Origin of the sequence: Citricoccus sp. GCM10030269, assembly GCF_042665635.1 — a bacterium.
GTDB lineage: Bacteria > Actinomycetota > Actinomycetes > Actinomycetales > Micrococcaceae > Citricoccus.
On sequence record NZ_JBHTCV010000004.1, the window covers coordinates 18,168 to 28,100 of the forward strand.

A 9,933-nucleotide genomic window follows, 5' to 3' on the forward strand; every position below is an offset into this window, starting at 1 on the left:
TTCCTACTGGCCAGGGCCCCGCGGTGTGGACTCCGGGTCCACGGCTCGGAGCATCGTGGTGGTCGGGTGCAGGATCACCGCGTCCTCGTCCCGGCGCTGCGGCAGCACTGTCTCGAGGTAGGACTGCAGCGCCTCGGTCAGTGGAACGGAGCGCGACTGGTTCTCGGAGAGGTACCAGCGGTGTTCGAGCAGCTGGTGCATGACCTCCGCCGGCTCGAGCTTGCCCGACAGTTCGGGCGGAATCGACCGGGCCACCGGGTCGAAGACGTCCACCACCCACCGGTTGGCCGCCTCGTGCTCGTCCATATCCGGGTGGTTCACGGTGCGGTACTCGTCGATGTCCCGCAACAGTCTCCGAGCCTGGTTCTCCTGGACGTCCAGTCCCGTCAACCCCAACAACCGGCGATGGTGGTGGCCCGGATCCACGACCTTGGGCTGCAGTACCAGCTCCGATCCGTCCTCGGTGGTCCGGATGGAGTACTCCTCCACGTCGAACCCCAGGGCGTTGAGGCGCCGGATCCGCTCCTCCACCCGCCAGCGCTCGCCGGGGCGGAAGGACATGTCCCCGGTGAGCTCTTCCCAGAGCCGGCGGTAGGTGTCGATGATCAGTTGCGAGGTGGCCACGGGATCCACGTCGGGATCCACCAGCCCCCCGCTCATGAGGTCCATCAGCTCACCCGCGATGTTCACCCGGGCGATGTCCAGATCGTGTTCCCGCTGACCACGGGAGAGCGAGGGATGCAGTTCCCCGGTCTCGGCATCGACCAGATAGGCCGCGAACGCCCCGGCATCGCGACGGAACAGGGTGTTGGACAGGGAGACATCGCCCCAATAGAAGCCGACCAGATGCAGTTCGACGAGCAACAGGGCCAGGGCATCGATGAGCCGGGTCAGGGTGTCTCGGTGCAACCGACGCGAGAACACCGCGCGGTACGGCAGCGAGAACCGCAGGTGGCGGGTCACTAGTACGGTCGGCAGGGGCTCGCCGTCGGGATCGGTGCGGCCGGCGACCACGGCCACCGGCTCCACGCAGCGGATGTCTCGCCGTTCGAGCCGGCGCAACAGCTGGTACTCGCGGCGGGCGTTGGTCTCCGTGGTCTCCTTGACTGCCACGACGGAGTCCGCAAGATGCGCGAACCGGACCACGTGCCGGGACAGTCCTCGGGGCAGGGCCGCGAGGGTGTGCTCCGGCCAGTCCTCCAGTGGCACGTCCCAGGGCAGGGCCACCAGTTCCGCCGTGCCCAGCGGAGTGGAGGAGACCACGGCGGTGGTGATGTCCAGCCCGGAACGCGGTGACATGTCTCCTCCCAAAGCGTCAGTGGGTGCCAATCTCTGTGTCGGCAGTGTCCTCCACGAGCCGTCCCGAGTCCAGTCGCAACAGTCGATCGGCGACGGTGGCCACCGGTCCCGGCCGAGAAGTGGCGTAGAGAGTCGTCACGGAGAGCGTGCGCGCCAAGGTCCGGATCAGTTCCGCGGTCGGGTCCTTCAAGTCCTGCGGCAACGATGCCAAAGGGTCGTCCATCAACAGCACCGCGGGACGCCGGACGACGGCGCGGGCCAAGGCGACCTGTTGGCGCTGCGGGCCGGAGAGTTCGGCCGGGCTCCGCTGAAGATGGTCCTCGAGGTCCAGCAAGCGAGCCGCCTCACGCACCCGGTCCAGTCGCTCGGCCTCCGAGACGCCCGCCACCCGCAGGGCGAAGCTCATGTTGTCCTGCACGCTCATGTGGGGGTAGAGCGCATAGTTCTGAAAGACCAGCACGGCATCGCGGTCCTGCGGCGAGAGTCCCGTGACGTCCACACCGCCGATCAACACGTTCCCGGATGCGGGCGTCTCCTGTCCGGCCACGACCCGCAGTACGGTCGACTTTCCGCTGCGTACGGAGCCCTCGATCACCACGAACTCGCCGTTCTCCGCACGCAAATCCAACCCGCTCAGGGCCGGTGCGGCGGACGAGGGATAACGCACGGTGATGTCTCGCAGGACTACCGACGCCATCGGGCCACCGCCTGCAGCACGGCAGCCAACTGCGCGGGCCCGGCAATCCGGAACCGGGCCGCCGTCGGACCCGGACCGACCTTGAGGGAGACATCCGTGTCCGGGTCCAGCCGCTCAAAACCCCGCTCATCCGTCACATCGTCGCCGGCGAACAACACGGCGTCGGCGTGGGTGCTCTGCCGCAACAGATCCAGGCCCTGGCCCTTGTCCGCCCGCACCACGGACACCTCCAGCACATCCTTGCCGTGCCCCACGTGGATTCCGGCCACGTCCTGCAGGGCGGCCTCCGCCTCCGCCACGGCCTGCCGTTTCGCCTCGGCAGTCTGCGCCAGCCGCACCTGCAGCACCCGGCCGGCCGGCTTGTGCTCCACCCACGAGTCCGGATACTTCGCCGCGATCGGCTCCAGAATCGTCCCGACGGCGTCCAGCGCCCGGGCCTGTTCCGCGTCCAGTTCCAGCGGCGGGGCCTGTGGACCCAGGCGGCGCTCCGCCCCGTGGGAGCCGATGAGCAGCGTTGACTCCGGGGGAGTGGCGACGGCCAGCAGAGAGTTCATCGCCCGCCCGGACACCAGCGCGGTGTGCACTCCCGGCACCTCGGACAGGGCCTCGAGGGCCTCGGCGTTGGCCGGCACGGGCCGGGCGTTCTCGGCCCGGTCGACGAGTTCGGACATGACGCCGTCGAAGTCCAGCGCCACCAGGATCGTCTCCCGCGCCGCGAACTCGCGCAGCGCTGTGGTGAGTTCGTCGCGCAGGTCGTCGGCCACCTCGTCATCGGAGCCCGCGACCGTCACTGCGAGTCCTCCGCAGCGTCCGCCGCCTCGTGATCGCGGCGCTCGCGGTCGTCGTCGGTGTCCATGAAGGCCGTGTTTCCCTGCTCCGATTCCTCGATCTCATTCCGGGTGCGGCCGGCGGTCTCGCCGTCCAGCCGGTTGAGGAAGTCCCGGGACCACCGGTTGACGTCGTGGGTGATGATTTGGCGGTGCATGGACTTCATCCGCCGACGAGCCTCCCGTGGGTCCATCTCGATGGCCTCCATGATGGCGTCCTTGAGGCCATCGATGTCGTGCGGGTTGACCAGCAGGGCCCGGCGGAGTTGATCGGCGGCGCCGGCGAACTCGGAGAGGACGAGGACACCGCCCCACCCGCCGCGGACCGCGACGTACTCCTTGGCCACCAGGTTCATGCCATCGCGCAGGGCCGTCACGAGCATGACGTCGGCGGCCAAGTAGAGGGCGACCATCTCCTCCACCGGATACGAATGGTGCAGGTAGCGGATGGCGCTGTGGCCCATGGTGTCGAAGGTGCCGTTGACGCGGCCGACGTCCAGCTCGATCTCGTCGCGCAGCTCGCGGTAGGAGTCGACGCCCTCGCGAGAGGGGCTCGCCACCTGGACCAGACATGCCTGGTCCACGGTGAGCCGGCGATCCTCCAGCAGCTCCGAGAAGGCCTTGATGCGGTGGCGGATTCCCTTGGTGTAGTCGAGGCGGTCCACGCCCAACAGGATGGTCTGGGGATTCCCGAGGTCGGAGCGGATCTGCCGGGCCCGGGCCTGGACGTCCGGGTTCTGGGCCAGTTCCGTGATGGTCTCGACGTCGATGGAGATCGGGAAGGCCTCCGTCCGCACGGTGCGGAAGCCGCCGTCGTTCTCGCGGACCTGCAAAACGCCGGAGCGAGCCGTGCCGCCCAAGAGCCGGCGAACGGCCCGCTGGAAATTGGCGACGTCGCTGGTGCGCTGGAACCCGATGAGGTCCGCCCCGAGCAGTCCTTCCAAGACGGCCCGGCGCCAGGGCAACTGCGCGAAGATCTCGACGGAGGGAAACGGGATGTGGTTGAAGTAGCCGATCTTCAGGTCCGGGCGCAGCCGGCGCAGAATCCTCGGGACCAGCTGTAGTTGGTAATCCTGGATCCAGACGGTCGCGCCGGTGGAGGCGGTGGCCGCGGCCGCGCGGGCGAAGCGGGCATTGACGTGCTGGTATGTCTCCCACCATTGACGGTGGAACTCCGGCCGGGCGATCACATCGTGGTACAGCGGCCAGAGGGTGGCGTTGGAGAATCCCTCGTAATACTTCTCGATGTCCTCTTCGGACAGTGTCACCGGGACCAGATGCATGCCGTCATGGTCGAACGGCTCCAGCGTCTCGTCGGCCGCGCCGTTCCAGCCGACCCAGGCGCCCTCTTCTCGCGCCATGATGGGCGCGAGGGCGGTGACCAGCCCACCGGGCGAACGCCGCCACGAGGAGTTGCCGTCGTCGTCGACCACTCGGTCCACGGCGAGCCGGTTGGAGACCACCACGAGGTCGTAATGGCCGGGTTTCGGCGGATGGTCAACGAATCTCTCGACGAACGGTGCTGTCCCGGTAATGGTGCCGGTGGCGGTAGTCACTGCGGATCTCCTTGTCCCAACGGGTTCGCCCGTGCTCGGGCATGGCGAACCGGGCGCCGGACGGACCGGCGGCCCTGTGCTGAGCCTATCGTTCACTGAGGTCGAACAGGGCAGTGTGCCTTCTCTCGTGACGGTCCATGGCGGGGGGATGAGCCGTCTCTCAGAATCGGCCGGTAGGCTGGCCCCGGCCCGGAGAAGGTATGTGGGGGATACCGGTCACCGGCACGGAACTTGACCGCACCCCCGGCGATAGGCAGGACTATGGCGACCAACAACAAGCAGACCAAAGCCGAACGACAGCAGAGTGCGCGTGAGAAGGCGCGCCAGATGCAAGAGGATCAACGACGCCAGGAGAAGCGCCGCTCTCTGATGGTGCGCTGGGGTGTGGTCATCGGCGTCGTGGTGGTGGTCGCCGTGGTGGTCGGTGTCATCTTCATGAACTCGTCCCGGTCCATTCCCGACGCCGGCCCCGCGCCGAGCCCGGGCAACGCCCAGGGTGGCATCACGTTGACCTCCACCACGGAACTCGCTCCCGGCGATGAGGGGCTCGGCGAGGTCGACGCCAGCAAGGTCGAGGTCTCCGAGTCGAGCGGCCAGCCGCCGGAGACCATTCCCGGTGCTGAGGCCCGACCCGAGGGAGAACCGGCGCAGATCATCATCTATGCCGACGCGAACTGCGTGCACTGCCACGAGTTCGAAGCGCAGAACGCCGATCAACTGAACCAGTGGCTGGATGCCGGCGAGGTCACCGTGGAGTACCGGATGCTCGACTTCCTGGACAACCCCGCCACCGGCAACTACTCCTCCCGAGCGGCCAACGCCAGCCTGTGCATGGCGGAGAACTCCCCGGAGAACTACAACTCCTTCCTGGAGCAGATCTTCGCTTCGTACGCTGAGCACCAGGGCGAGGGCATGAGCGATGACGAACTCCAGCAACTGGCCTCGGGCATGGGTGCGGACATCGGCTCGTGCATGGACGGCAACGAATACCGCCCGTACGTGAAGTACACCGGCGCTAAAGCGCGCGAAGCCGGCATCCCGGGTACGCCGTCGGTGTGGGTCCAGGGCCAGGAATGGTCCACCAACGCCGAATCGGGTCAGAGCTTCACCGAGTGGGCTCAGGGTGTGATCGACGAGTCCTGATCAGCATCCGCTACCCTTGAAGGGCCGGTTTCCCGTTTTCTCCTCGCGGAGATGATGGGGCCGGCCCTTTCCGCCTCCTTAGCTCAGCTGGCCAGAGCAGCTGTCTTGTAAACAGCAGGTCGCCGGTTCGAATCCGGCAGGGGGCTCAAATACGGCAGTTGACTAGGCGTTTCCCGAAAATGTGTTTGCGGTCCTCCTGGTCCGGTGTTCCGACCGCCGAACAACAGATTCTGGGATCAGAGGTTGACCAACATCGACTGAAAGAACCTCATGAAAAAACTGATGACGATGTTGGCCACCGCCGGAATCGTCCTGCCGACGGGGCTGGCGCTATCCGGTTGCACCTCATCTCCGGACACTCCGGAACTTGACCGCCTGACCGAGGCGTCCGATGTCATCGTCGTGGCGACCGTCAATGCCATCGAAGGTCTCGGTACACAGAATCAGGACACGGGAAAGAAAGAGATCCAGTACCTGTATTTGGTTGAGGTCAGCGAGGTCCTCTCCGGGTCCGGTCCCGCCTCCGGAGACCGCTTCGAGATCCAGGCACTGCACAGCGTCGAGGACGAAGTCGTCAGCACTGACAGGCTGAAACGTGGTCATGAGGCCATCTGGTTTATCGACGACACCGGGACGGTGGTGGGCGAAGGCTACTCCTTGGCCGATCCAGAAGGAGCCATCGAGATCCAGACCGATACCGGGGAGTTCGAGAGCGGTGACACCGCCCTCCACCAAGAGTTGGAGAAACTGGGCGGCTCCGAGGAGATCATTGCTGCAGTTCGCGGGGCCGGGGAATCGGGATGACATCGGAGAACGACGGTGGCGGCCGGCATGTGCTCGTGGTGACTCGAGCGTGACGAATCGATTCCTCAACAGCAGGTCGCCGGTTCGAATCCGGCAGGGGGCTCCACGAAACCTTGGTGCATACTGGGAGTGAGAGGACGTGCGCGGGGTCACAGCCGTGGGGAAGACGTCCTGCCATCTCTCCGGAGGATCACTGTGCCTGCCATCATGTCGTCATCATCGTCTGCTGCCCGCCCCGGCCCCCTCGCTGCCGGCCCTGTTCTGGCCAACCGGAAGAGGCCGTGGAGCCGGGCCCTAGCGCTGGGACTGGCCGCCGCTCTGGCCGTGATCGCCGCGCCCGTGGTGTCCGCGGGGCCCGCAGCCGCCACCCAGAGCTACTGCGGTCGCGAGGATTTCACGGATGTCCCTCCGGGATCCGGTTTCTATGGAGACGTCTCCTGGATGGCCTGTACCGGCATCACCGTCGGTTATGCGGACGGGACGTTCCAGCGCGGTCGCGATATCACCCGCGGTGAGATCGCCGCGTTCTTGTACCGCCAAGTCGATCCCGAGTACTCCCCGGACCGTCAGCGGGACTTCTCGGACGTCAATCCTGGCGGCGCCTACTTCGATGCCATCTCCTGGATGGTTGACGAGGGCATCACCGTGGGTCGCACCGACGGAACATTCGGGCCGCAGGAGCCCGTCAGCCGTGGTGAACTGACGGCCTTCCTGTACCGCATGGGCGCAGACGAGTTCACGCCCCCGGCGGCCAGTCCGTTCAGCGATCTGACTCCGGCGTCGGCCAACTATCGCTCGATCACCTGGGCTTCGGCCCGAGGGATCACCGTCGGCTACGCGGATGAGACCTTCCGCCAGTCGCGGTCCATCAACCGCGGTGAGGCGTCGGCGTTCTTGCACCGAGCCGATGGTGACGTGCTCGGTGACCGTGTGCCGACGTCGTTCACGGCCTGGGGCTCGGGTTGGGGCCACGGCGTGGGGATGAGTCAGTACGGCGCCCGGGCGTTGGCGGTCGGCGGAAGCTCCGCCGAACAGATCCTGGGCTATTACTACAGCCCCGCCAAGGTCGCGCACCAGGGAACGTTCGCGGACGCGGACATTCGCGTGCAATTGCACACCACCGCCTCTACTACCCTTGACGGCAGCCGCCGCGTCCGCGTGGACGGAGTGGGCACCACCTCCGGCGCCGTGAAGCTCGCCGTGCAGGGCAACCAGGTGGACGTGACCCTCAACGGATCCACCCAGACCGTCTCCCGAGCCGTCGTCGAATGGGAAGGCACCCGCCACTGGAAGGGCAACGGTGGTTCCACGATCACGGTTCCGGACGCCAACGGCGGGCGCAGTCCTCTCGAGCTCCGCCACGGCCGGCTGGTGGTCTCGGTGCGCGACGGAAAGCTCAACATCACCAACACGGTGCGGATGAATGACGAATACCTCTACGGCGTGGCCGAGATGCCCTCAGCCTGGCCGTCAGAGGCCTTGAAGTCTCAGGTGATCGCCAGCCGTACGTACGCGATTCGGAACATGGTGGGAGGGGTCAAGGCCAACTGCGATTGCCACGTCACGGATGAAGTCTCGTCGCAGAAGTTCACCGGGTGGGCCAAGGAGAACGAGACGGTCGAGGGCACGAATTGGGGCCTGCGCTGGAAGGCCGCCGTGGACGCCACCATCAGCCGCCAGACGAACGGGGCGCCGGGGTCCGCGGACAGCCTCTGGTACAACCACTCGATCATTGACGCGACCTATTTCTCCTCCAGCGGAGGTCACACCCGCTGGGCGGAGGACGTGTGGTCCAACCCGGTGGCGTACCTGACCGGACGGCCGGACCCGTACAGCCTTGCAGAGGCCGCTCGTAACCCGAACGCGTCCTGGTCCAAGACCGTCAGCCAGGCGGAGATGGCGAAGGCCTTCGGACTGAAGGACGTGGTGGCGCTGGAAGTCACCCCGGACCGGGACCGGACCGCCAAGTACATCACCGCCACCGCGCGTGACGGTTCCACGTCCCGGTTGACCGGGAACCAGTTCCGTTCCAAGGTCGCCACCCTGTCCGCCTGGATCTTCGCGGTGGACCGCAACTGATCCGCAGTTCTCAGCGAAGGGGGCGATGAAGCCCATGATCCTCTGTGCCCTGGACATGATGGTCCCCACCCACCAGTCGACGGGGATGTGGCGCCATCCGGAGGCGGACGCCGAGCAGTACCGGGATCTGGGATTCTGGATTCAGCACGCGCAACTGCTCGAGGGCGCCGGCTTCGATGCCCTCTTCTTTGCCGATGTGGCCGGGGTCTACGACGTCTTCGACGGTTCTGGTCGCACGGCGATCCGCTCCGGCATGCAGTACCCGATGCTCGATCCTCTTCTGGCCGTCAGCGCCCTGGCCGCGGCCACCACGTCGCTGGGGTTCGGGGTCACCGCCTCGGTCAGTTACGAGCAGCCATACCTGCTGGCCCGGAAGTTCGCCACTCTCGACCATCTCACCGGTGGGCGAATCGCGTGGAACATCGTGACGAGCTACCAGCAGTCCGCGATGGCCAACCTCGGGGCCGCCGGCCAGCTGCCGCACGATCAGCGCTATGACCGGGCCGACGAGTTCCTGGACGTCACCTACCGGCTGTGGGAAGGCACGTTCGCCCCGGGTGCCCTGGTCTCGGATGCGGAGACCAACACCTACCTGGATCCGGACCGTGTACACGACGCCGGCCACGCCGGAAGATACTTCACCGTCCCCGGCCCGGGGCTGACCTTCCCGGGCCCCCAGCGCACACCGTTCCTGTTCCAGGCCGGGTCGTCACCGCGCGGCTTGGATTTCGCCGTGAAGCATGCCGAGGCGCTGTTCTTCTCCGGCACGAGTCCCGAGAACGTCCGTCAACTGACCGAGGGTGTCCGCGAGCGACTGGCAGCGAGCGGCCGACCGGCCGAGACCCTCAGGACCATCACCTCGGTCACGGTCATCACCGGTGCCACGGACGACGAGGCCCGTCAGCGCTATGAGGACTATGCCGCCTGCGTGGACGAGGGGGCCGCCTTGTCGCTGTTCGCGGGGTGGACCGGGCTGGATCTGGCGGCCTACTCCCCGGACGACGTGCTCGAACACGTCGACATCGAGGGAAACCGCTCCGCCTTGCAGTCCTTCACGACGATGGACCCGGACCGCGCCTGGACCATCCGGGACCTGGCCACCTTCATGGCCATCGGTGCCCGCGGGCCGGTGATCGTCGGTTCGGGAGCCACCGTGGCCGACGAGCTGGAGCGCTGGATGGAGGTGGCCGGCGTCGACGGTTTCAATGTGGACCACGCGCTGCGGGGGCCGGACCTGGCTGCCTTTGCCCGTCACGTCAGCCCCGAACTGCGCCGGCGCGGACTGATCCCGGCCACGCCAGGGGCGTTTGAAGCGCCGGCCACCAGGACGCTCCGCGGCCGATTGCTGGGCACGGACACTCTTCCCGCCGGTCACTACGGGGCCCAGTTCCGGCGCTAGCCGATCCGCTTCCCCCCCTTTGCATCTGGAGGTCAAAAGTGCACCGTTTCCACGCCGAATCCCTCTGTGTCAACCTCGGTGTGAGCCACCGCTGGGGTGGCACAGAGGGAGGTAGTCATGGTGGGTTTC

Annotated in this window: 8 protein-coding genes and 1 tRNA gene; 5 read left to right on the top strand and 4 right to left on the bottom strand. The window is 66.8% G+C overall.

From position 1 onward, the window contains the following. Window positions 1-3: 3 nt before the first annotated feature. Genes ACFQQD_RS07155 through ACFQQD_RS07170 form a run of 4 tightly spaced genes read right to left on the bottom strand, consistent with a single transcriptional unit; the run spans window position 4 to window position 4,358 of the window. Window positions 4-1,344 (bottom strand): DUF4032 domain-containing protein, encoded by a 1,341-nt coding sequence (locus ACFQQD_RS07155; protein ID WP_378087793.1) that lies wholly within the window; start codon window positions 1,342-1,344, stop codon window positions 4-6. Further along, window positions 1,316-1,996 carry an ABC transporter ATP-binding protein gene (locus ACFQQD_RS07160; protein WP_378087778.1) on the bottom strand — a complete coding sequence of 227 codons (681 nt, stop codon included), beginning with the start codon at window positions 1,994-1,996 and terminating at the stop codon, window positions 1,316-1,318. Before ACFQQD_RS07160 ends, ACFQQD_RS07155 begins: the two co-directional genes overlap by 29 nt. Next, window positions 1,984-2,787, bottom strand: a complete 804-nt coding sequence (gene otsB / locus ACFQQD_RS07165; protein WP_378087780.1) for a trehalose-phosphatase — start codon at window positions 2,785-2,787, stop codon at window positions 1,984-1,986. The genes ACFQQD_RS07160 and otsB overlap by 13 nt, the downstream gene beginning before the upstream one ends. After that, a complete protein-coding gene (locus ACFQQD_RS07170) occupies window positions 2,784-4,358 on the bottom strand; it encodes a trehalose-6-phosphate synthase (protein WP_378087795.1) in 1,575 nt (524 codons plus the stop codon). Before ACFQQD_RS07170 ends, otsB begins: the two co-directional genes overlap by 4 nt. A 282-nt stretch (window positions 4,359-4,640) precedes the next feature. Between ACFQQD_RS07170 and ACFQQD_RS07175 the strand changes: the two genes are divergently transcribed. The 5 genes from ACFQQD_RS07175 (at window position 4,641) to ACFQQD_RS07195 (ending at window position 9,804) form a co-directional block, all read left to right on the top strand. Continuing rightward, window positions 4,641-5,522, top strand: coding sequence for a DsbA family protein (locus tag ACFQQD_RS07175; protein WP_378087782.1), 882 nt, complete (start codon window positions 4,641-4,643; stop codon window positions 5,520-5,522). A 72-nt stretch (window positions 5,523-5,594) separates the two neighbouring features. Beyond that, window positions 5,595-5,668, top strand: a tRNA-Thr gene (locus ACFQQD_RS07180). Window positions 5,669-5,792: 124 nt separating this feature from the next. Then, window positions 5,793-6,326: a hypothetical protein gene (locus ACFQQD_RS07185; protein ID WP_378087784.1), complete on the top strand. Its 534-nt coding sequence runs from the start codon at window positions 5,793-5,795 to the stop codon at window positions 6,324-6,326. A 195-nt stretch (window positions 6,327-6,521) separates the two neighbouring features. Continuing rightward, complete coding sequence (locus tag ACFQQD_RS07190; RefSeq protein ID WP_378087786.1) at window positions 6,522-8,405, top strand: SpoIID/LytB domain-containing protein; 1,884 nt, start codon at window positions 6,522-6,524, stop codon at window positions 8,403-8,405. Between the two features lie 25 nt (window positions 8,406-8,430). Beyond that, window positions 8,431-9,804: an NtaA/DmoA family FMN-dependent monooxygenase gene (locus ACFQQD_RS07195; protein WP_378087788.1), complete on the top strand. Its 1,374-nt coding sequence runs from the start codon at window positions 8,431-8,433 to the stop codon at window positions 9,802-9,804. Window positions 9,805-9,933 lie beyond the last annotated feature (129 nt).